We start from the raw sequence: 21,805 nt of genomic DNA, 5'->3' as shown, positions 1-21,805 counted from the left end.
CTCCCACAGTTCGATTTGTGGTGTTCATTTAATAATAAGGACCAGGCCATGCGCGCACTGGCTGCACTCAGCCGCTTTGTCGGCAATACCTTCGCTTACTGGGTTCTGATATTCGCCGTTGTGGCCTTCCTGCAACCGGCGTGGTTCCTCGGCCTCAAAAGCGCGATCGTGCCGCTGCTAGGGCTTGTCATGTTCGGTATGGGCCTGACCCTCAAACTCGACGACTTCGCTGCTGTCGCCCGCCATCCGTGGCGCGTGGCGCTGGGCGTGGTTGCACATTTCGTGATCATGCCGGGTGTGGCGTGGTTGCTCTGCCAGGCATTTCATCTGCCACCGGAAATCGCCGTCGGTGTGATTCTGGTCGGCTGCTGCCCAAGCGGCACGTCGTCCAACGTGATGACCTGGCTGGCTCGCGGTGATCTGGCGCTATCGGTCGCGATCGCTGCCGTTACCACCCTCCTCGCCCCGCTGCTGACCCCGGCGCTGATCTGGCTGCTGGCTTCAGCGTGGTTGCCGGTGTCGTTCATGGAGCTGTTCTGGTCGATCCTGCAAGTGGTGTTGCTGCCGATCATTCTCGGTGTGGTTGCCCAGCGCCTGCTCGGTGACAAAGTTCGTCATGCGGTGGATGTGTTGCCGCTGGTGTCGGTGGTCAGCATCGTGATCATCGTCACCGCCGTGGTCGCCGCGAGTCAGGCGAAAATCGCCGAATCCGGCCTGTTGATCATGGCCGTAGTGATGCTGCACAACAGCTTCGGTTATCTGCTGGGCTACTTCACCGGGCGTCTGTTCAAGCTGCCGCTGGCCCAGCGCAAATCGTTGGCGCTGGAAGTGGGCATGCAGAATTCGGGATTGGGCGCCGCACTGGCCAGCGCACATTTCTCGCCATTGGCGGCGGTGCCGAGTGCGCTGTTCAGCGTTTGGCACAATATTTCCGGTGCCCTGCTGTCGACGTACTTCCGGCGCATGAGTGAAAAAGAAGATCGCGAGACTCTGGCGCAGCAAGCGGCTGACTGACCCGCAAACTTGATCCCCGGGTTAATGCTCGTCACACTATCGCGCAACGCGGGGACGACCCTGCGGCTCGATCGAGTCATTAATCTGGGGACGACCCCGTCAATCGATGGAGGTCTCTCATGTCCTGGATCATTCTGTTTTTCGCCGGCCTGTTCGAAGTCGGCTGGGCCGTCGGCCTGAAATACACCGACGGCTTCACCCGCCCGCTGCCCACCGTACTGACCGTCGCGGCCATGGCCATCAGCCTTGGCCTACTGGGTCTGGCGATGAAGGAGTTGCCGCTGGGCACGGCCTATGCGATCTGGACCGGCGTCGGTGCCGTGGGCACGGTGATTGCCGGGATCATCCTGTTTGGCGAGTCGATGGCGCTGATTCGACTGGCCAGTGTGGCGTTGATCATTACCGGTTTGATTGGCCTCAAGGTCAGCGCTTAAGCCACTACCGCTTTCGCGAGCAGGCTCGCTCCCACAGTGGATCGTATTCCAATGATCGAACGCGGTTGAATGTGGGAGCGAGCCTGCTCGCGAAGAGGCCGTTAAAATCGCCGCTATCTAACTGCCCCGCGCAACTCCCCCACCAACCCCTGCAACTTCGCCGGCTCCGCCGCATCAACCGCTACCGGCGAACCCGCCACCAACGTCACCCGCGACCACAACCGGTGAAACAAGCCTTTGTTCGGGTCGCGACTGAAGAAACTCCCCCAAAGACCCTGCAACGCCAGCGGAATCACCGGCACCGGCGTCTCCTCGAGAATCCGCGTCAGCCCGCCCCTGAACTCGTTCATTTCGCCGTCGGCGGTCAATTTGCCTTCCGGAAAGATGCACACCAGCTCACCTTCCTTCAGATACTGGGCAATCCGGGTGAAGGCCTTTTCGTAGATCTGGATGTCTTCGTTACGCCCGGCAATCGGAATGGTCCCCGCGGTGCGAAAGATAAAGTTCAGCACCGGCAAGTTGTAGATCTTGTAGTACATGACAAAGCGAATCGGCCGACGCACCGCGCCGCCAATCAGCAAGGCATCGACGAACGACACGTGGTTGCACACCAGCAATGCCGCGCCTTCATCGGGAATCGCTTCAAGGTTGCGGTGCTCGACACGGTACATGGAATGGCTGAGCAGCCAGATCATGAAGCGCATGCTGAACTCAGGGACGATTTTGAAGATGTAGGCGTTGACGCCGATGTTCAGCAGCGACACCACCAGGAACAGCTGTGGAATCGACAGTTTGACCACGCTCAGCAGAACGATCGAGACGATGGCCGAGACCACCATAAACAACGCGTTGAGAATGTTGTTGGCGGCAATCACTCGTGCCCGCTCGTTCTCGGCGGTGCGCGACTGGATCAAGGCATACAGCGGGACGATGTAGAAACCACCGAAAACACCGAGGCCGAGTATGTCGACCAACACCGCCCAGGTATGCACAAAGCCCAGCACTTCAATCCAGCTGTGGCCGGTGACGCTGTCGGGAATTCCACCGGAATGCCACCACAACAGCAAACCGAACACGGTCAGACCAAACGAGCCGAACGGCACCAAGCCAATCTCGACTTTGCGCCCGGACAGTTTCTCGCAGAGCATCGAGCCCAGCGCGATACCGACCGAGAACACCGTCAGAATCAGGGTGACCACGGTCTCATCGCCGTGCATCCATTCCTTGGCATAGGCCGGAATCTGCGTCAGGTAAATCGCCCCGACAAACCAGAACCATGAGTTGCCGACAATCGAACGCGATACCGCCGGCGTCTGGCCCAAACCGAGCTTCAGCGTGGCCCAGGATTGACTGAAGATGTTCCAGTTCAGGCGCATTTCCGGAGAGGACGCCGCGGCGCGGGGAATGCTGCGACTGGCGAGATAACCCAGCACGGCAATCCCGACGATGGCGCAGGACACCAGCGGCGCATAGTGCGAGGAAGACATGATGACCCCGGCGCCGATCGTTCCGGCGAGAATCGCCAGAAACGTGCCCATCTCGACCAGGCCGTTGCCGCCTACCAGCTCATCCTCGCGCAACGCTTGCGGCAGGATCGAATACTTCACCGGCCCGAACAGCGCCGAATGGGTGCCCATGGCGAACAGCGCCACCAGCATCAGCGACAAATGATCGAATAGGAAACCGACCGATCCTACGGCCATGATCGCGATTTCCGCGAGTTTGATCAGACGGATCAGCGCGTCCTTGGCGAATTTTTCCCCGAACTGCCCGGCCAATGCCGAGAACAGAAAAAACGGCAGGATAAACAGCAACGCACACAGGTTGACCCAGATCGAACGGTCACCCTCGATGGTCAGCCGATAGAGAATGGCGAGGATCAGCGACTGCTTGAACACGTTGTCGTTGAACGCGCCAAGCGACTGTGTGATGAAGAACGGCAGGAAGCGCCGGGTGCGCAGCAGGTTGAACTGTGAGGGGTGACTCATCTTCCGTGTTTCCCTGATGTTGAAGGTAGCGAGGCCTGGATACTGCTTATTGGAATCTCGAACCGCGTTCCAGGCCACACCTTACCTAAACTTTTCAGGTTATTTCTTCAAACCTGCGATGCACGGCGAGACAAACAGCTCGCCACGCCAGGCGCCTTGCACCGTGCGTTTACCGACGATCAGCCACATCACCGCCAGCAATATCACCAACAGCGTGCCGACAACGCTGAAAAACGTCAGGTTCAGGGTGCTCGCCAGTTTCAGGGTTGCCAGCGAATACACGCCCAACGGGAAAGTGAAGCCCCACCAGCCGAGGTTGAACGGGATGCCGTCACGCAGGTAACGCACGGTGATCAGCAGCGCCATCAGCATCCACCACAGACCGAAGCCCCACAGGGTAATCCCGGCAATAAGCCCCAGACCCGCAGCGATTTCACCGATACCCGGCAGGCCGTTCGCGGCGAAGATCGCTGGCGCATCTCCGCCCAGCAACAACATGCCCAGCGCACCGGTGCCGATCGGGCCGAGGGCCAGCCAGCTCGAGGCGGCCATGTTTTCGTGGGGCAGTTTGTGCAGGGCCATGCGCAGCAGCAGAATCGTCAGAATGCTGAACGCTACGGGTAGGGAAAAAGCCCAGAGCACGTAGCTTGTCGTCAGTACCACCAGTTGCGAGTGGGCATCGGTAAGATGCGGTGCGAGCAAACCGCCACTGGCCGCCGCCACTTCTGCCGCCACGACCGGCAGCAGCCAAACGGCGGTCATCTGGTCGATGCTGTGTTCCTGACGGGTAAACATCATGTACGGAATCAACACGCCACAGGCCAGCGACATGGCCACATCGATCCACCACAGCACTTCGGCGAGATGAATCACGCCGTCGCCCCAACGCGGCAGGCCGAACAACAGAAAGCCGTTGATGATCGTCGCCAGGCCCATGGGAATCGTGCCGAAGAACATCGATACCGTGGAGTGGCCGAAAATTCGCCGCGCTTCATCGAAGAACAGGATCCAGCGCGCGGCGTAGGCAGCGGTAAACAGGCTGAACAACAGAATGTTGAACAACCACAAACCTTCAGCAATGGCGTGCAGGCCTGGGATGGCCAATGGCAGTTGCGCCAGCGCCAACGCCAGCACACCGGTGCCCATGGTCGCGGCGAACCAGTTAGGGGTGAACTGACGGATCACTTCACGGGGATGCTGAAGCTGACGGAACGGCTTGATGCCGGGTTTGGCGCTGTTGGGGCAAGTCATCATGAACTCCTGTCCTCTGGTGAGGTTGAGTCCATGGTAGAACCGAATCGAATATCTATATAACGGGTAATATCTCTAACTGTTATCTGTTTTCCAAATAAGCAATTAAACGCTGCCTTCGCTCTCGATCACCAGAATCCTTGCCGCGCCTTGCGGATGGGCGACGTGCTCGGTGCCGACGCTCGCGTAGAAGATGTCGCCGACATCAAGCTGCACCTGTTTTTCTTCGCCCTGCTCGCGGTAGTGCATCCGCACTTGGCCATCGAGCACCACGAACACTTCCTCGCCGTCGTTGACGTGCCATTTGTACGGCTGATCCGTCCAGTGCAGGCGCGTGGTGATGCCGTTCATGTTGGCGATGTCCAGCGCGCCCCAGGCGCGCTCGGCGGTGAAGGTTTTGCTGCGAATAATCTTCATGAGTCGATCCGTGAGAAGAATGGCCAAGCAAGGCTAACCGAAACTCAGGGAGCGCTGCACACCTTGACTGCGTGGGCGCGCAGGCTGAGCAACAGCGCCCCCACCGCCAACATGATCAGCACTGCGCCGTAACCATCTGTGGTCGCCAGCAAGCCATAGGTGCGAGCCAGATATCCGGCCAACAATGCCGGCAGGCAGAACGCGAGGTAGCTGAGCACGTAATACGCCGACATCAAACCGGCCCGTTCGTGAGGCAAGGCCAGCGGCACCAGGCTGCGCACTGCGCCGAGGAAACCCGAACCAAACCCACAGCCCGCGACCAGCGTGCCGAGGAAGAACAGCGAAAGACTCGCGCTGTGCACGCCGAGCAAGATCAGCACCAGACCGATCGGCAGCAAACTCGCGCCCAGCCGCAAGGCTTGTTTGGCGCTGCGATTGCGCAAGGTGAAAATCATCAACGCACCGGTCAGGGTCAATGCCGCCACGGTCGAGCCGCCGATCAGGTTGGACGTCGAACCGGTGGCCGTGCGCACCAATGACGGTGCCAGCGAAGCGTAAAAACCACCGAGCGCCCAGGTCGCGGTGTTCAGCGGCAGCACTCGCCACAATGTTGAACGCGCCTGAGTCGGTACGTGCAGCGTCGGCTTTAATGATGCCAAGGCCCCGGCTTGCGGCGAGACACTTTCCGGCAGACGCCAGACATAAATCCCCTGCAATACAAACAATCCGAGCAGCAGCCAATAAGTCAGTTGCAACGGCGCAGGAGCGAATTCAGCGAGCAAACCACAACCCATGCCGCCCAGCGCCATCCCCAATAACGGCGCGACGCTGTTGATCAACGGCCCTTGTTGGCGATCCGTATCGAGCAACGTCGCGCTCAACACTGCCGTCGCCATGCCGGTGGCAAAACCTTGCAGAACACGTGCGCTGATCAGCCATGCCACGCTGTCGGCGTAGATAAACAGCAACATCGCCAACGCGTTGAGCAGCACGGCGGTGAAGATCACCGGTTTGCGTCCCAAGTGATCGGACAGCGAACCGACTGTTAACAGAGCCGCCAACAGACTGAGCGCGTAGACGCCGAAAATCAGCGTCAGCACCGCTGCCGAAAAGTGCAGTTGATCCTGATACAGGTGATACAGCGGCGTCGGCGCCGTGGACGCGGCGAGAAAACTGAGTAAGGTGATCGCCAGAAACCACAGGCTGGATCGGTTGGAAGCAAGGCTGGTCATGTGCACACTCCGCAAAAGCTAATTTTTTGCTTTTGCGGAGTGTGCTACCGCCTCGCGCTTAAAGCAAATTCTTTGTGTTAAGGTCTGCCCCCATGGCTATTAAAGAAGGTTTACGCCCCGGCGGCCGCAGTGCCCGGGTGCAAGATGCAATTCATTCGGCAGTCCGAGCGCTTCTGCAAGAACAGGAGCGCTCGACGGTTACCGTCCCGCAAATCGCCGCACGCGCGGGGGTTACACCGTCGACGATATATCGGCGCTGGGGTGATCTTTCGGCGTTATTGGCCGACGTCGCCCTCGCCCGCATGCGACCGGACAGCGAGCCGGCGCAAACCGGCAGCTTGCGCAGCGATATTCGCGCGTGGGCCGAACAGTATCTCGACGAAATGAGCTCCGAGCCCGGGCGCAACATGATGCGCGATGTGCAGGCCAGTGCTACGCCGAGGTATTGCGTGACGATCATTGGCGCGCAGCTGCAGACGATCGTTGAGCGGCACCCGGGTGAAGTGGCACCGAGTGTTGATCGGTTGATCAATCTGGTGGTCGCACCAGTGGTGTTCCGGATTCTGTTTTCGGCGGCGGCGCTGGAGGTGGATGAGCTGCATCGGCTGATCGATATTTCATTGCAGCAGGACTGACGCCTTCGCGAGCAGGCTCGCTCCCACATTTGAGATGCATTCCCCTGTGGGAGCGAGCCTGCTCGCGAAAGGGCCCACCCGGTCACCCCAGAAACCGACGGGTTCCACCCCTGCGACACCCCGCCACGCCACGACCTTGGTCGACACTGACTAACCGCCCCGCGCATGCGAGACTGTCCGCCCGGGCAGGAGTGCCGGGGAGTCTTTTGTCGGGAGTGTTGCATGTCGCTGTCCACCGGGCTGATCGCCGCCGTCGCCCTGGCCTATATGGCCATCATGTTCGCCATCGCCTTCTACGGCGACCGTCGCAGCGCGCCATTGCCGCCGCGCATGCGTGCCTGGGTGTACAGCCTGTCGCTGGCGGTCTATTGCACCAGTTGGACATTCTTCGGCGCGGTCGGCCAGGCAGCGGAACAACTGTGGTCATTCCTGCCGATCTACCTCGGCCCGATCCTGCTGCTGGTCGGCGCGCCATGGGTTCTGCAGAAAATGGTGATGATCAGCAAACAGGAGAACATCACCTCCATCGCTGACTTTATCGCCGCGCGCTACGGCAAATCACAATCGCTGGCGGTGGTCGTGGCGCTGATCTGTCTGGTCGGCGTGCTGCCCTACATTGCCCTGCAACTCAAAGGCATCGTCCTCGGCGTGAACCTGTTGATCGGCGCCGGGGCGGACGCCATGGGCACTCGCGCCCAGGACACCGCGCTGATCGTGTCGCTGGTGCTGGCGTTGTTCACCATCGTTTTCGGCACACGCAACCTCGACGCCACTGAACACCACCGTGGCATGGTGCTGGCGATTGCTTTCGAATCGCTGGTCAAGCTGTTCGCCTTTCTCGCCGTCGGCGCCTTTGTCACTTATGGCCTGTATGACGGTTTCGATGACTTGTTCAACCAGGCCATGCTCGCCCCGCGCCTTGAGGAATACTGGAAAGAAACCATCAATTGGCCGTCGATGGTGGTGCAGACCGGTGTGGCGATGATGGCGATCATCTGCCTGCCTCGGCAGTTCCACGTCACGGTGGTGGAGAACATCGACCCGCAGGATCTGCGCTTGGCCAAGTGGGTGTTTCCGGCTTACCTCGCCCTGGCTGCTTTGTTTGTAGTCCCGATCGCTTTAGCCGGTCAGATGATGTTGCCCAGCGACGTGTTGCCCGACTCCTTCGTAATCAGCCTGCCATTGGCGCAAGCCCACCCGGCGCTAGCGATGCTGGCGTTTATCGGCGGCGCGTCGGCAGCGACCGGCATGGTGATTGTCGCCAGTGTGGCGTTGTCGACCATGGTCTCCAACGACATGCTGTTGCCATGGCTGTTGCGCAGAAATAATGCCGAGCGCCCGTTCGAAGTGTTCCGCCAGTGGATGCTCTCGGTGCGCCGCGTGAGCATCGTGGTCATTCTGCTGCTGGCGTACGTCAGCTATCGCTTGCTCGGTTCTACCGCGAGCCTGGCGACCATCGGCCAGATTGCCTTTGCGGCGGTCACCCAACTGGCACCTGCGATGCTCGGCGCGTTGTACTGGAAACAGGCCAACCGCCGCGGTGTTTTCGCCGGTCTCGCGGCCGGTACGTTTTTGTGGTTTTACACGCTGATTCTGCCGATCGCCGCGCACAGCCTTGGCTGGTCGCTGAATAGTTTCCCGGGGCTGGCGTGGTTGCACAGCAATCCGTTGAACCTGCCGATCACCCCGCTGACACAAGGCGTGGTGCTGTCGCTGGCGGGCAACTTTACGCTGTTTGCGTGGGTCTCGGTGCTGTCGCGCACGCGGGTCTCGGAACACTGGCAGGCCGGGCGCTTTATCGGCCAGGAAATCAGCGCCCGACCGAGCGCACGTTCGATGCTGGCGGTGCAGATCGACGATTTGCTGCAACTGGCCGCGCGATTCGTCGGTGAAGAACGCGCGCGACAGAGTTTTATTCGTTTCGCTTATCGCCAAGGCAAAGGCTTCAACCCGAACCAGAATGCCGATGGCGAATGGATCGCCCACACCGAACGGCTGCTGGCCGGTGTGCTTGGCGCTTCTTCGACACGCGCCGTGGTGAAAGCCGCCATCGAAGGTCGGGAAATGCAACTGGAGGACGTAGTTCGCATCGCCGACGAAGCCTCGGAAGTGCTGCAGTTCAATCGCGCCCTGCTGCAAGGCGCGATCGAGAACATCACCCAAGGCATCAGCGTGGTCGACCAGTCGCTGAAGCTGGTGGCATGGAACCGCCGCTATCTGGAGCTGTTCAACTACCCGGACGGTTTGATCAGACTGGGCCGGCCGATTGCCGACATCATTCGCTACAACGCCGAACGCGGCTTGTGCGGCCCCGGTGAAGCCGAGGTCCACGTGGCCCGGCGCCTGCACTGGATGCGTCAGGGCCGCGCGCACACCTCCGAACGCCTGTTCCCCAATGGCCGGGTGATCGAGCTGATCGGCAACCCGATGCCCGGTGGTGGTTTTGTCATGAGTTTCACCGACATCACCGCGTTCCGCGAAGCCGAGCAGGCGCTGACCGAGGCCAACGAAGGGCTCGAGCAACGGGTCAGCGAACGTACCCAGGAACTGTCGCAACTCAACGTCGCGCTGACCGAAGCCAAGGGCAACGCCGAGTCGGCAAACCAGTCGAAAACCCGTTTTCTCGCGGCGGTCAGTCATGACTTGATGCAGCCGCTGAACGCCGCCCGGTTGTTCTCCGCCGCCCTCTCCCATCAGGACGACGGCTTGAGCGGCGAGGCGCAGAAACTGGTGCAACACCTCGACAGCTCGCTGCGGTCAGCGGAAGACTTGATCAGCGATCTGCTGGACATTTCCCGACTGGAAAACGGCAAGATCAATCCGGATCGCAAGGCATTTGCGGTCAACGAACTGTTCGACACCCTCGGTGCCGAGTTCAAGGCACTGGCCCAGGAACAAGGATTGACCTTCCGTGTGCGCGGCAGTCATTTGCGCATCGACAGCGACATCAAATTGCTGCGCAGGATTCTGCAGAACTTCCTCACCAACGCATTTCGCTACGCCAAAGGTCCGGTGTTGCTGGGCGTGCGCCGACGCGACGGCGAACTGTGTCTGGAAGTGTGGGATCGCGGGCCAGGGATTCCGGAAGACAAACAGCAGGTGATTTTCGAGGAATTCAAACGCCTCGACAGCCATCAGACCCGCGCCGAAAAAGGCCTCGGGCTGGGATTGGCGATTGCCGATGGCTTGTGCCGGGTGCTCGGTCACACCTTGCGGGTGCGCTCGTGGCCGGGTCGCGGCAGTGTGTTCAGCGTCAGTGTGCCGCTGGCTCGCTCACAAGCAGTGGCGGCCAGCGCCGCCGTCGAATTGAATGGCAAGTTGCTGAGCGGCGCGCAAGTGCTGTGCATCGACAACGAGGACAGCATCCTGATCGGCATGAACAGCCTGCTGAGCCGCTGGGGCTGTCAGGTATGGACGGCGCGCAATCGCGAGGAATGCGCGGCGTTGTTGAACGATGGGGTTCGACCGCAAGTCGCGCTGGTTGACTATCACCTCGATCACGGGGATACCGGCACTGAATTGATGGCGTGGTTGCGCACAAGCCTGGGTGAACCGGTGCCGGGGGTGGTGATCAGTGCTGACGGGCGACCGGAGATGGTTGCGCAGGTGCATGCGGCGGGGCTGGATTATCTGGCCAAACCGGTGAAGCCAGCGGCGTTGCGGGCGTTGTTGAGTCGGTATTTGCCGTTGTAGGTGGTGACATTACTGACGCCTTCGCGAGCAGGCTCCCACAGTTTGAAATGCATTCACCTGTGGGAGCGAGCTTGCTCGCGAAGGCGATCCGACGAAGCTTTTGGGCTATTCCGGGAGTTCGACGAGGCCGTCGACATCGGTCATCGCCCGCTCCAGCAAATCCGCCGGCAAGCTCTTGCTCGCCCGCGCGCCGAGCAACTTGAGTTGTTCACTGCGACTGACCAGGTTGCCGCGTCCCTCTGTGAGCTTGTTGCGCGCTGAACTGTAAGCTTTATCCAACTGTTGCAGACGATTGCCGACCTCGTCCAGATCTTGGATGAACAGCACAAACTTGTCGTACAGCCACCCGGCGCGCTCGGCAATTTCCCGGGCGTTCTGGCTCTGGCGTTCCTGCTTCCACAGACTGTCGATCACCCGCAGCGTCGCCAGCAACGTGGTCGGGCTGACGATGACGATGTTGCGGTCGAAGGCTTCTTGAAACAGGCTCGGCTCAGCCTGCAACGCCGCCGAAAACGCCGCTTCGATCGGCACGAACAGCAAAACGAAATCGAGGCTGTGCAAGCCTTCCAGACGCTTGTAATCCTTGCCGGCCAGGCCTTTGACGTGATTGCGCAACGACAGCACGTGCTGCTTGATCGCGATCTGCCCGAGGCTATCGTCATCGGCAGCCACGTATTGCTGATACGCGGTGAGGCTCACTTTGGAATCCACCACCACCTGTTTGTCACCCGGCAGGTAGATGATCACATCAGGCTGAAAGCGTTCGCCGTCCGGGCCTTTGAGGTTGACCTGAGTCTGGTACTCGCGGCCCTTCTCCAGGCCGGCGTGTTCGAGCACACGTTCGAGAATCAGTTCGCCCCAGTTGCCTTGGGTTTTCTGGCCTTTGAGGGCACGGGTCAGGTTGGTCGCTTCATCGCTCAAACGCAGGTTGAGTGCCTGCAGCCGTTCAAGCTCTTTAGCCAGCGAGAAACGTTCGCGGGCCTCGGCCTGATAGCTTTCTTCCACGCGTTTTTCGAAGGATTGAATGCGCTCCTTCAGCGGATCGAGCAGTTGACCGAGCCGTTGCTGACTGGTCTCGGCAAAGCGCTGCTCGCGCTCATCGAAGATCTTTCCGGCCAGTTCGGCAAACTGCGCACGCAGCTCATCGCGCGAGCCTTGCAGGTCGTTGAGGCGTTGCTGGTGGCTTTCCTGTTGCTCGCGCAGCTCGGCATTGAGCGAAGCGGCCTGTGCGTCCAGACGGCGCAGCTCGGCTTCCTTGTTGGCGCGTTCGAGGTTCCAGGCGTGGGAGGCATCCCGGGCGTCGTCTCGCTCGATCTGCAGCAATTCGACTTCCCGGCGCAGAGCGGCCAGATCGGCCTGTTTGGCGGCGTTGGCCTGGCCGAGATCAGCGACTTCATCGCGGCTGGCGTCAAGCTGCGCGTTGAGTCCGTCCTGGGCCAGTTGTGCCATGGCCAGACGTTCTTCGAGCAAAGCGACCTCGGCTTGGCCATTGCTCGCCCGGCGCTGCAGTTGCCAGGCCAGCGCCAGCAGCGGCAATCCCGCTCCTGCAAGCCCCAGCAATACGCTGGTCAAGTCCATCGCCATAGCCACTCCCGCCAATCTTATAAAGCCTGAAGGTTAACCAAGGTGTCAGGTCTTGGACAGCTCAGTCTTCAAGCAGACCGAGTTCCTGTTGCGCCCGACGATCGCCGGCACGGGCGGCCTGGCGCAGCAGATCCTGACCGATGCGCCGATCCCGGGCGTTACCGCACTCGCGGCACATCAACTGACCGAGACGGCTTTGCGCAGCCACAACGCCTTCACGCGCCGGTTGCTTGAGCAGGCGGCCAGCGATGTGTTTGGCGTTATGACTGTCGCTCAGGCGCGGGCTGTCGAGCAGCCATTCGGCAACGCGAACGGAAAATCGTTTGGGCGGGGTAACAGAAGGAGCTTGTGAGGTAACAGAGTCTGATACTGAGCGAAACTTCATAAAGCACTGCGGGACGAATCGGAAGGCGCGCCACTCTACTCTCTTTTTCTTACAGGTAAAGTCGAAAAATAACCCGGCACGCCCGTCCTAGAGCAAGCGCTCGGGACAATCCACAGAAGCTGTGGATAACTCAGTGGACAACCGTCCTCCAACCGTCGCAAAGCCTTATGGAATGGGGCTCGCAGTCAAACTGACGATTTTTTCACCAACAAAAAAAAGCGATGTTTTTCATTGACTTAAACTTTCGATGCAGGCAGCCATCCGGGTCAGGTTTGATGTGACAGCGCCGTTACAGGCTGCGCAACTAATGTGCACAAGTACCTGTTACCTGGTTATATCGATGCGCTTTTTCGGGTCGCTTTCGGTGTTTTCCTGGGGATAAGCAGGCCAGACGCACGACTCGATGAAAAACTCTTCACCGACCGGCGGTCGAAAATCGGGCCAATTCAGTGCGCCCCCCTGACCGGCAAACGTACCCTCCCCTGGTGCGCAATATTTTTTCACCGAGGGTTTGCTTTGTGCATTTCGATCCGTTAGTATCCGCGGCGTTAGTACCAAGCTGAAAGTCAATTCCGGTCGAACACATCCCCACGGTCAACCTTCTTCCAAGAAGCCTTTACCGAAAAAAGCGGGAACGACCCCTCGATGGTTTCCAGGTAAATCTTGCGACAACACAGCCTTCCAATGATGTGAAGGGTGTTGCGAAGACCACTTACTCTGACCGAACCAACCTGCAAATTGATCAGGATCTTCACCCCGGGCCCAGAACCTTTGCCCTCGTTGTGATGCCTGCCCTCCTAAGTACCTACCTGCCAGCCCAAGCGCGCCAACTCAATAGCGCTTCAAACTGGCTGCTTTGTTCCAGTCGGGTTCTTCGTTCGACCAATGGTGGTCGACGTTACTGGAACGTTTTAACGTTGCACGGTTCTTATCCGTGTCATTTGTAGGAACACCTAATAACTATGTCTACTCAAATCCATACTCAGGATGCCATTCGCACCCTAACCAACGCTTTTGCACCAATGAACTGCCTGATCATGGCCGCTCGCAAAGGCTGCTTCAGCTTCACACTGGTCAACGAACACGGTATCGCCCGCCACAGCGAGCGTCTTTACCCTGATCAGTACTCCAGCGCAGAACCGCTGCAGGCCGTGATCGATCGTACCCGTCAGGCACTGGTTGCCTGAAAGCCGAAAAGGCTGCAAAAGCAAAAGCCCCGCACAAAACGCGGGGCTTTTTATTGCCTGATGTTTCACTTTTCACCCTTTGAGCTTAAGCACCATCCGATATAACGGTTATAACTCGAAGCCGGAAATATTTTAAAAACAGGCCTTTACGTCGCGAATATGACACTACACTTCAACTCAAGCGGCGTGATCCGCTTGCGGCGAGCCTGAACCGATCCACTGCTGCCAAGCCCACCTTCAGGACTCGCCATCAATAACAAGAACCGAGGGTTTTATGGGTATCGCCGCCAGCGAACTGTGCCGCTACGTGATCCGTCCCACACTGATCTACCTGGGACGTCACAGCGCGACTGCCGAATCTCTGCTGCTGGGCATTGCCGCCAGCCAGTCAGCCCTGGGTTCCGCCCTGCATGACCGCCGTGGCCACGGCCTCTATCGCATCGCCGAGCATCGCCATCAGGCCCTTTGGGATGATTATCTGGCGCTCGACCCGGAGCGTGCCAGCCTGGTTCGCGGCCTCGCCAGTCAACATGCATTCCTGAGTGGCCCGCACCTCGAACTGACAGTCAATCTGCGTTATGCCACAGCCATTGCCTGGTTGCTGGTAGAAGAGCAAAACCCCACCCTCCCCGATTCGAACGATTTGCTCGGGATGGCGCGTATCTGGCGCCAGACCTTTCACCCCCAGGGTCGTCTGCGCGATTTCACTTACGCCTGGCACACCTGTGTTTCAACGGTGAATCAGGTCGCTTGCTGACCGGCTGGTTTCAGAAGATCGCACAACAGGTCGCGAATCTGGTCGGATTGTCCTACAAAACCGCTCTAAATCAAGGCATACGGACTATAGCGCTGGGACGAAAATGTTGGTAATTTTCGCCCCGGTGATCACCAGGAGTTCTAATAATGAAAAAAGTCATGCTCAAAACCACCCTTAGCCTCGCCGTTACCATGGCATCCACCCAGATCTTCGCAGCTGGCTTTGCCATCAACGAACACAGCATTAGCGGGATGGGTACTGGTTATGCAGGGCGATCTTCTTCTGCCGATGATGCAAGCACTGTTTATGGCAACCCTGCCGGCATGTCGCGCCTGAAGCGCGAACAAGTCACCGGCGGTGTTGCATTTCTCGATGCAAAAACCGATATCAGCGACGCCAGCTCCAGCCCTAACGGCGGCAGCAACAAAGGCGACATGGTGCCCTTCACCTCCGTACCTATGGGCTTCTACGTCAAACCAATCGATGATCACTGGGCATTCGGCCTCGGTGTTTATGTGCCTTTCGGTCTGATCACCGATTACGAAAAAGGCTTTGCCGGCCGTTACTTCGGCAGCAAGTCCGAAGTACAAGTGATCACATTCCAGCCAACTGTCAGCTACGCCTTCAACGACAAGGTGTCGATCGGTTTCGGTCCAACCATCAACCGCATTGACGGCTCGCTGGAGTCCAACCTGTCGATCACTCAAGCCCTGCCGGACGGCAAGGTCAAGATCAAGGGTGACGACACTGCACTGGGCTACAACGTCGGCCTGCTGGTACAAGCCACCGACAGCACTCGCGTCGGTCTGACGTACCACTCGAAAGTCGACTACAAGCTCGAAGGCGACACCAAGGTCAACTACGGCGCACTGGCCGCAGTCGGTCTGGGCGCCAACCAGAAGTACGACGCTTCACTGAAGATCACCACGCCTGAATCGGTCGACCTCTCGGTAACCCAGGCGATCAACGATCGCTGGAACGTATACGCCGGTACTACCTGGACCCGCTGGAGCCAGCTGGAGAAAATCACCGTCAAGAACTCCGGTGTGCAGCCGCTGCTGGCCGGTCAGTTCGGCGAGATCACCGAAGACCAGAACTGGCACGATTCCTGGGCTTATGCCTTGGGTACTTCGTACCAGTTGAACAAGGAATGGGTGCTGCGTACCGGTCTGACCTTCGACCAGTCGCCGACCAACAACGTCGACCGCTCGCCACGCATTCCTACCGGCGACCGGACGATCTTCAGCATCGGTGCCGGCTGGAGCCCGACCGAAGATCTGACCATCGACGTGGCCTACTCGTACCTGAAGGAAGAGTCGGTCAACATCCGCAACCAGAACGATCGTGGCCAGAGCTACAACTCGAAGTATGAAAACTCGGCAAACGGTTTCGGTGTCGGCGCGACCTACCGCTTCTGATGCTGCGTGGCGAGGCTAAGCCCCTCGCCCACAAAAAAGCCCCGCTCTCTTTACAGAGGCGGGGCTTTTTTGGTTTCTGGCATTTTCACCCATTTAACGATAGCCATTGTGGGAGCGAGCTTGCTCGCGAAAGCGGTGGATCAGCCAATGGATATATCCAATGACAGACCGCATTCGCGAGCAGGCTCGCTCCCACAAAGATCCCGGCGCGTCAGGGTTTGAGGGGTTTCGAGGCGATGGCTTTTTCGATCGCGGCGATAAATTCCGGATCATCCGGTTTGGTCAGGCTGGAGAAGTTAGCGATCACCTTGCCCTGGCGATCAACCACATATTTGTAGAAATTCCACTTCGGCGCGCTGCTCTGTGCCGCCAGCACCTGGAACAGATGGGTGGCGTCATCGCCACGGACTTTCTGCGGCTCGGTCATGGCGAACGTCACGCCGTAGTTGGCGTAGCAGACCTTGGCGGTCTCGGCGCTGTCCTTGGATTCTTGCTTGAAGTCATTGGAAGGGACGCCGAGCATTTCCAGCCCTTGACCTTCGTAGCGCTTATGCAGCGCTTCAAGGCCTTCGAATTGCGGAGCAAAACCACAGAAACTTGCAGTATTGACCACCACCAACGGTTTGTCGGCGTACTGCTTGCACAGATCGATGGATTCCTTGGCCCGCAACTTGGGCAGCGAACCTTGCAGCAATTCGGGACAGTCAGCGGCCTGGGCCAGGCCGGTCAACGCCATCAGCAACGCGGGAACAGCACACCAGCGCATCAGCATGTCGAGCATCCTTGAGCAGTCGTCAGAACTCGACGTTACTCGCCACGCCTCGTTCTAGCAAATGCTCATGCCCAACTGCATCAGCGCCAGACCGCCCTGACGCCAGCCCCACCACACCAGCGCCAGCAGAGCGACGCCGAGTGCAGTGATGGCCAATCGTGGCCAGAATCCACTCATGTCGCGCTCGCGGCGACTTGCAGGCGTGCGACCGGACGTTCGCGCACCGGCCAGTTCAGTGCGGCCGCCAGCAGGCTCAAAAGAACAGCCACTTGCCAGATCAAGTCATAACTCCCGGTTCGGTCATACACCACCCCGCCCAGCCAGCCGCCCAGGAACGAGCCGAGCTGATGGAACAGGAACACGATGCCACCGAGCATGGACAGATAGCGCACGCCAAACAAGGTCGCCACCGTACCGTTGGTCAACGGCACCGTCGACAGCCACAGGAAACCCATGGCCATGCCAAACAGGTAAGCCGACGTGGTCGTCACCGGCAGCCACAGGAACAACACGATCACCACCGCGCGCAACAGATACAGCGCGGTCAGCAAGCGTGGCTTGGACATGCGCCCGCCGAGCCAGCCGGCGGTGTAGGTGCCGAAGATGTTGAACAGGCCGATCAACGCCAGCACCGTGGTACCGACAGTCGCCGGCAGATGCTGATCGACCAGATAAGCCGGCAGGTGTACACCAATGAATACCACCTGAAAACCGCAGACGAAAAAACCGAACGCTAGCAACCAGAACCCGGAATGCGAGCAAGCTTCGCGCAGTGCTTCGGACAAAGTCTGTTCATGGCCAAGCACCGGCAACGGCTTGTCCTTGAGCATGCTCACCAACGGCACGATCAGCGCCACCAACAGCCCCAATACCAGCAGAGCGGCGGACCAACCGAGCCAGCCGATCAACCCCAGGGTGCCCGGCAACATGGCGAACTGGCCGAACGAACCGGCGGCGCTGGCAATGCCCATGCCCATGCTGCGTTTCTCCGGCGGGACTGCGCGGCCGACGACGCCAAGGATCACCGAGAACGAGGTGCCGGACAGGCCGATACCAATCAGCAGGCCGGCACTCAGCGACAATGTTACCGCCGAGTCCGACAGCCCCATGCACACCAGGCCCAACGCATAAAGCACGCCACCGATCAGTACTACTTTTGCAGCGCCGAAACGGTCGGCCAGCGCACCGGTAAACGGCTGCGCCAGACCCCAAATCAGATTCTGCAAAGCGATGGCGAAGGCAAACACTTCGCGCCCCCAGCCGAACTGCGCACTCATTGGCGACAGGAACAGACCGAAACCGTGCCGCACGCCCAATGACAACGCCAGGATCAGCGCACTACCGACCAACACCCAACCACACGTACGCCACATCGATGTCATTATTGTTCTCCGCTTGCGGGTATATACCCGCTTAAGTTTGGAAAAAACCGGCCTCAGGCCAGTTCATCCAGCAATCTGAGCAAGGTTTCGCGCTTCTCGGCGCCCAGTCGATCGATCAACCGCTGCTGCGCCGCTTCCCAAGCCGGCAGCGCGGCTGCCAGACGCTGCACGCCGGTCTCGGTGAGTTTGACGATGCGGTTACGCATGTCCTCGCCCTCGGCCAGTGCTACCAGCCCCTCGCCTTCCAGCACCCGTAGATTGCGCCCGAGAGTGCTGCGATCCAGGCCCATGGCTTCGGCCAGTTCCGAGATGCTTGGTTGATCCAGACGCTGCAGGTTGCACAGCAAAGAATACTGGGCAACGTTGATCCCGAAGCCGTCGAGAGCGCCGTCGTAATGCCTGCTGACGCCACGAGCGGCGCGACGCAGGTTGGTGCATAAACACTGAGAAGGAAGCATGATGCGTGTATATACCCGCGACTGTGTTAAATCAAGTTACAGATGAGTTTACCCAAAACATTTGTGCTGCCCGTAAGGCCGTCTTCGCGAGCAAGCTCGCTCCCACATTTGCGGTGCGATCCCCTGTGGGAGCGAGCTTGCTCGCGAAGAGGCCAGCACAGACAACCCATATCTGTCAGACCAAAACCAATCCAACCAACACCACCATCTCCAGCAATTCCAGCAGCGCGCCCGCCGTATCGCCGGTGGTCCCGCCCAACCGCCGCATCATCACCCGCCGCAGCCAGACAAACACGACGACCGAAATCACCAGCGCCACAACCGCGCCAAACCCGGCGATCAACACACAGGCCAGCGCACTCAAGCCAAGCACCCACCACCCGGCCCTGCGCGGCAAATGATCCGCCAACGCCTGCCCCAACCCACCGGCCCGCACATACGGCGTGGTCAGGAACAACCCCAGCAATGCCGCCCGCCCGAGCAACGGCACAATGATCAACGCAAGGCCTTGCTGTTGCTCGATCAGCGCCAGTAGCGCCGCGAACTTGAGCAGCAACACCAACACCAGCGTGACCACCGCAATCGGCCCGCTGCGCGGATCTTTCATGATCGTCAGCGTGCGCTCGCGATCACCAAAACCGCCGAGCCAGGCATCGGCGCTGTCCGCCAGACCATCAAGGTGCAGGGCACCGCTGAGCAGCACCCAAACCGTCAACAGTAATGCCGCATGCAGCAATAACGGTGCGCCCGCTAACGCCAGATTCAACGCCCAGAGGATCACGCCAAACAACAGACCCACCAGCGGATAAAACAGCAACGAACGCCCCAACTGTTCCGGCTCGGGCATCCCCGGCAGACGAATCGGCAGGCTGCTGAGAAATTGCAGGGCGATCCACAGCGGCACCATGTCAGTGACCTTCCTTAAGCGAAACGTCGGCCTCGACCGTCAACGTAAACAACGCGCCGTGAGCGACCTCGACATTGAGCAACTGCTCGCGCGGCAACCCTCGCGCTTGCGCCAACAACAGGCGCATCACGCCGCCATGACTGATCAGCAACACCCGCTCACCGGGGTATGCGTTGTGCAGGCGCGCGACGGCCGCCAGCACCCGCGAGGAAAACTGGCTGACCGGTTCACCCTGCGGTGGCGTGAACGCATACGGATCGGCCCAGAACAGCCCCAACGCCTCGGCATCCGTCTCCATCAACGCTGCGGCGCTCTGCCCTTCCCATGCGCCGAAATGCAGTTCTTGCAGATCCTTGTCCAGATGCACGGACAGGTTCAGTTGTTCGCCCAGTTCGGCGGCGAAGCGTGCGCAACGCTGCAACGGCGAACTGACAATCCGTTCCCACGGCCCACCCTCGACCACCGCCGCACGCATCTGCGCCCAGCCCTTTTCAGTGAGCGCATCGTCGAGGCTGCCGCGCAAACCACCGCCGAGTTCAGTCTCTCCATGGCGCAGCAAGTCCAGATGCAGTGTCATGCCGGACGATCCGCCACCGCCGCTTCGGCGAACGTCGCCATCTGCCTGTGCAGATCGCAGGCCAGGCGCAACAACGGCACCGCCAACGCCGCACCGCTGCCCTCGCCCAAGCGCAGACCGAGTTCCAGCAGCGGCTCGGCGTTCAGCGTTTCCAGCACATGACGATGGCCCGGCTCAGCACCGCGATGACCGAACAACAGCCACTCACGACACGACGGATTCAAACGTACTGCGACCAGCGCCGCAACCGTGCAGATAAAACCGTCAACCAGCACCGCAACACCTTCTTGAGCCGCCGCCAGGTAGGCGCCGACCAACGCAGCGATTTCAAAACCACCGAGATTGAACAGCGTCTGCAACGCATCGCCACGCTGCGCTGCATGCAACGCCAACGCCCGCTCGATCACTTGCGCTTTATGGCTGACGCCTTCGGCATTCAGTCCGGTGCCGGGACCGGTCAGATGCACCACCGGGCAATCGAGCAACGCGCAGGCCAGCGCACTCGCCGCAGTGGTGTTGCCGATGCCCATTTCGCCGCCGATGAACAATTGCGCGCCCGCCGCTTTCGCCCGCAACAGACTGTCGCGACCAGCCTGCAAGGCCAGTTCACCCTGGGCCTGAGTCATCGCCGCGCCCTGAACGAAATTCGCCGTGCCCGCGCCGATGTTCAAGTGGCGCACACCCGGCAGGTTCAGCGAGGGATTCACCGTGCCCAGATCGACCACTTCCAACTCCGCGCCGAGCTGACGCGCCAGCACGCTGATCGCCGCGCCGCCGCTGACGAAGTTGAGCAGCATCTGCCCGGTGACCTCTTGCGGGAACGCCGAAACACCTTCAGCGACCACGCCGTGGTCACCGGCAAAAATCGCGATCCACACCTGCGCCAGCGTCGGTTTGACCTGACCTTGCAGACCGGCCAGTTGCACCGCGACCGATTCCAGACGCCCCAGCGAACCCGCCGGTTTGGTCAGTTGCTGTTGCCGCGCCGTCGCTTGTTCAACGACGTTGAGGTCGACCGGTTTGCACGGGTTCAGCCACCAGGATTGAGTCATAAAGCAGGTCCTTTCAGAGTCAGGGGCAGGCCGGCGACGGTCAGGACAACACGCTGACAGCGCTCGGCCAGAGCTTGATGCAGCCAACCGGCTTCATCGACGTAGCGGCGAGTCAATTCGCCCAGCGGCACGACACCCATTCCGGTCTCGTTGCTGACAAAAATGATTTCACCCGGCAAAGACGCCAGGCAGTCGAGCAAGGCTTCGCGCTCGGCGGCGAGGCGTTCGGCGTCATCGAGCATCAGCAGATTGGTCAGCCACAGGGTCAGGCAATCGACCAGCAGGCAACGCTCGGCACTGGCGCTTTCGCGCAGGACGCGGGCCAGTTCCAAGGGCTCTTCGATGAGTGCCCATTCAGAGGGACGCCGCGCGCGGTGGTGGGCGACGCGGTCGCTCATCTCGCCATCGAGCGGTTGGCTGGTGGCGATGTAGGTGACTGTGAGATTGCTGTCGCTGGCGAGTTTCTCCGCCAGGCGGCTTTTGCCGGAGCGGGCGCCGCCGAGGATCAGTTGGAGCATGGGTTCATCCACAGAATTATGTGTTGAAACAGTTGGCCCCTTCGCGAGCAAGCTCGCTCCCACAGGGTTATGGGGTGTAAACAAAATCCAAGATCAACAGGTCCATTGTGGGAGCGAGCCTGCTCGCGAAGAGGCCATCACAGG

At 59.9% G+C, this 21,805-nt stretch carries 21 protein-coding genes; 7 read left to right on the top strand and 14 right to left on the bottom strand.

The genetic code is table 11. The features are described from left to right. Nucleotides 1-48 precede the first annotated feature (48 nt). Nucleotides 49-1,014 (top strand): bile acid:sodium symporter family protein, encoded by a 966-nt coding sequence (locus ACZZ0G_RS20880; RefSeq protein ID WP_463557377.1) that lies wholly within the window; start codon nucleotides 49-51, stop codon nucleotides 1,012-1,014. Nucleotides 1,015-1,133: 119 nt separating this feature from the next. Further along, entirely contained in the window at nucleotides 1,134-1,448 is a 315-nt protein-coding gene (sugE, locus tag ACZZ0G_RS20875; protein WP_003223093.1) for a quaternary ammonium compound efflux SMR transporter SugE, read from the top strand. Nucleotides 1,449-1,561: 113 nt separating this feature from the next. Here sugE and ACZZ0G_RS20870 read toward each other — a convergent pair whose 3' ends face one another. The 4 genes from ACZZ0G_RS20870 to ACZZ0G_RS20855 form a co-directional block, all read right to left on the bottom strand. Then, on the bottom strand, nucleotides 1,562-3,436 hold the full coding sequence (locus tag ACZZ0G_RS20870; protein ID WP_463557376.1) for an MFS transporter: 1,875 nt from the start codon (nucleotides 3,434-3,436) through the stop codon (nucleotides 1,562-1,564). A 99-nt stretch (nucleotides 3,437-3,535) separates the two neighbouring features. After that, a complete protein-coding gene (locus tag ACZZ0G_RS20865) occupies nucleotides 3,536-4,687 on the bottom strand; it encodes a TDT family transporter (RefSeq protein ID WP_463557375.1) in 1,152 nt (383 codons plus the stop codon). A gap of 105 nt (nucleotides 4,688-4,792) precedes the next feature. Further along, nucleotides 4,793-5,104, bottom strand: coding sequence for a cupin domain-containing protein (locus ACZZ0G_RS20860; RefSeq protein ID WP_463557374.1), 312 nt, complete (start codon nucleotides 5,102-5,104; stop codon nucleotides 4,793-4,795). 44 nt (nucleotides 5,105-5,148) lie between these two features. Continuing rightward, entirely contained in the window at nucleotides 5,149-6,336 is a 1,188-nt protein-coding gene (locus ACZZ0G_RS20855; RefSeq protein WP_463557373.1) for an MFS transporter, read from the bottom strand. A 92-nt stretch (nucleotides 6,337-6,428) separates the two neighbouring features. On the opposite strand from ACZZ0G_RS20855, the gene ACZZ0G_RS20850 reads away from it, so the two are divergent. Together ACZZ0G_RS20850 and ACZZ0G_RS20845 are read left to right on the top strand one after the other, a co-directional pair. Then, nucleotides 6,429-6,971, top strand: coding sequence for a TetR/AcrR family transcriptional regulator (locus ACZZ0G_RS20850; RefSeq protein ID WP_463557372.1), 543 nt, complete (start codon nucleotides 6,429-6,431; stop codon nucleotides 6,969-6,971). Between the two features lie 222 nt (nucleotides 6,972-7,193). Further along, nucleotides 7,194-10,664 carry a hybrid sensor histidine kinase/response regulator gene (locus tag ACZZ0G_RS20845; RefSeq protein WP_463557371.1) on the top strand — a complete coding sequence of 1,157 codons (3,471 nt, stop codon included), beginning with the start codon at nucleotides 7,194-7,196 and terminating at the stop codon, nucleotides 10,662-10,664. Between the two features lie 105 nt (nucleotides 10,665-10,769). Here ACZZ0G_RS20845 and ACZZ0G_RS20840 read toward each other — a convergent pair whose 3' ends face one another. Both ACZZ0G_RS20840 and ACZZ0G_RS20835 read right to left on the bottom strand, forming a co-directional pair. Further along, complete coding sequence (locus ACZZ0G_RS20840; protein WP_163013634.1) at nucleotides 10,770-12,134, bottom strand: DNA recombination protein RmuC; 1,365 nt, start codon at nucleotides 12,132-12,134, stop codon at nucleotides 10,770-10,772. Between the two features lie 175 nt (nucleotides 12,135-12,309). After that, a complete protein-coding gene (locus ACZZ0G_RS20835) occupies nucleotides 12,310-12,633 on the bottom strand; it encodes a sel1 repeat family protein (protein WP_463557370.1) in 324 nt (107 codons plus the stop codon). A 962-nt stretch (nucleotides 12,634-13,595) separates the two neighbouring features. Here ACZZ0G_RS20835 and ACZZ0G_RS20830 point away from each other — a divergent pair. The 3 genes from ACZZ0G_RS20830 to ACZZ0G_RS20820 all read left to right on the top strand — a co-directional run bounded on the left by ACZZ0G_RS20830 (nucleotide 13,596) and on the right by ACZZ0G_RS20820 (nucleotide 15,995). Next, complete coding sequence (locus tag ACZZ0G_RS20830; RefSeq protein WP_003214941.1) at nucleotides 13,596-13,820, top strand: hypothetical protein; 225 nt, start codon at nucleotides 13,596-13,598, stop codon at nucleotides 13,818-13,820. A 274-nt stretch (nucleotides 13,821-14,094) separates the two neighbouring features. Continuing rightward, complete coding sequence (locus ACZZ0G_RS20825; RefSeq protein ID WP_463557369.1) at nucleotides 14,095-14,577, top strand: hypothetical protein; 483 nt, start codon at nucleotides 14,095-14,097, stop codon at nucleotides 14,575-14,577. Nucleotides 14,578-14,723: 146 nt separating this feature from the next. Further along, nucleotides 14,724-15,995, top strand: coding sequence for an OmpP1/FadL family transporter (locus tag ACZZ0G_RS20820; RefSeq protein ID WP_463557368.1), 1,272 nt, complete (start codon nucleotides 14,724-14,726; stop codon nucleotides 15,993-15,995). A gap of 211 nt (nucleotides 15,996-16,206) precedes the next feature. Here the strand turns inward: ACZZ0G_RS20820 and ACZZ0G_RS20815 are convergent, their stop codons facing one another. From ACZZ0G_RS20815 to cobU, 8 genes are all read right to left on the bottom strand, one after another. Then, the gene (locus tag ACZZ0G_RS20815) at nucleotides 16,207-16,767 is read right to left on the bottom strand and encodes a glutathione peroxidase (RefSeq protein ID WP_007919788.1); all 561 of its coding nucleotides are present in this window, start codon (nucleotides 16,765-16,767) and stop codon (nucleotides 16,207-16,209) included. Nucleotides 16,768-16,821: 54 nt separating this feature from the next. Then, nucleotides 16,822-16,944: a hypothetical protein gene (locus ACZZ0G_RS20810; RefSeq protein WP_463557367.1), complete on the bottom strand. Its 123-nt coding sequence runs from the start codon at nucleotides 16,942-16,944 to the stop codon at nucleotides 16,822-16,824. Next, nucleotides 16,941-18,149, bottom strand: a complete 1,209-nt coding sequence (locus ACZZ0G_RS20805) for an MFS transporter (protein WP_463557366.1) — start codon at nucleotides 18,147-18,149, stop codon at nucleotides 16,941-16,943. Before ACZZ0G_RS20805 ends, ACZZ0G_RS20810 begins: the two co-directional genes overlap by 4 nt. Nucleotides 18,150-18,202: 53 nt before the next feature. Then, nucleotides 18,203-18,607: a MarR family winged helix-turn-helix transcriptional regulator gene (locus ACZZ0G_RS20800; protein WP_007919794.1), complete on the bottom strand. Its 405-nt coding sequence runs from the start codon at nucleotides 18,605-18,607 to the stop codon at nucleotides 18,203-18,205. 175 nt (nucleotides 18,608-18,782) lie between these two features. After that, on the bottom strand, nucleotides 18,783-19,514 hold the full coding sequence (locus ACZZ0G_RS20795) for an adenosylcobinamide-GDP ribazoletransferase (protein WP_463557365.1): 732 nt from the start codon (nucleotides 19,512-19,514) through the stop codon (nucleotides 18,783-18,785). A 1-nt stretch (nucleotide 19,515) separates the two neighbouring features. Beyond that, nucleotides 19,516-20,091 (bottom strand): alpha-ribazole phosphatase family protein, encoded by a 576-nt coding sequence (gene cobC / locus ACZZ0G_RS20790; protein ID WP_463557364.1) that lies wholly within the window; start codon nucleotides 20,089-20,091, stop codon nucleotides 19,516-19,518. Beyond that, on the bottom strand, nucleotides 20,088-21,143 hold the full coding sequence (gene cobT, locus ACZZ0G_RS20785; RefSeq protein ID WP_463557363.1) for a nicotinate-nucleotide--dimethylbenzimidazole phosphoribosyltransferase: 1,056 nt from the start codon (nucleotides 21,141-21,143) through the stop codon (nucleotides 20,088-20,090). Before cobT ends, cobC begins: the two co-directional genes overlap by 4 nt. Beyond that, a complete protein-coding gene (cobU, locus tag ACZZ0G_RS20780; RefSeq protein ID WP_463557362.1) occupies nucleotides 21,140-21,661 on the bottom strand; it encodes a bifunctional adenosylcobinamide kinase/adenosylcobinamide-phosphate guanylyltransferase in 522 nt (173 codons plus the stop codon). The genes cobT and cobU overlap by 4 nt, the downstream gene beginning before the upstream one ends. Nucleotides 21,662-21,805: the final 144 nt, after the last annotated feature.

The sequence above is a fragment of the Pseudomonas sp. AC169 genome, from assembly GCF_979258515.1.
The sequence above is the reverse complement of the archived record's forward strand: the minus strand, read 5'-3'. Positions and strand labels throughout refer to the sequence as shown.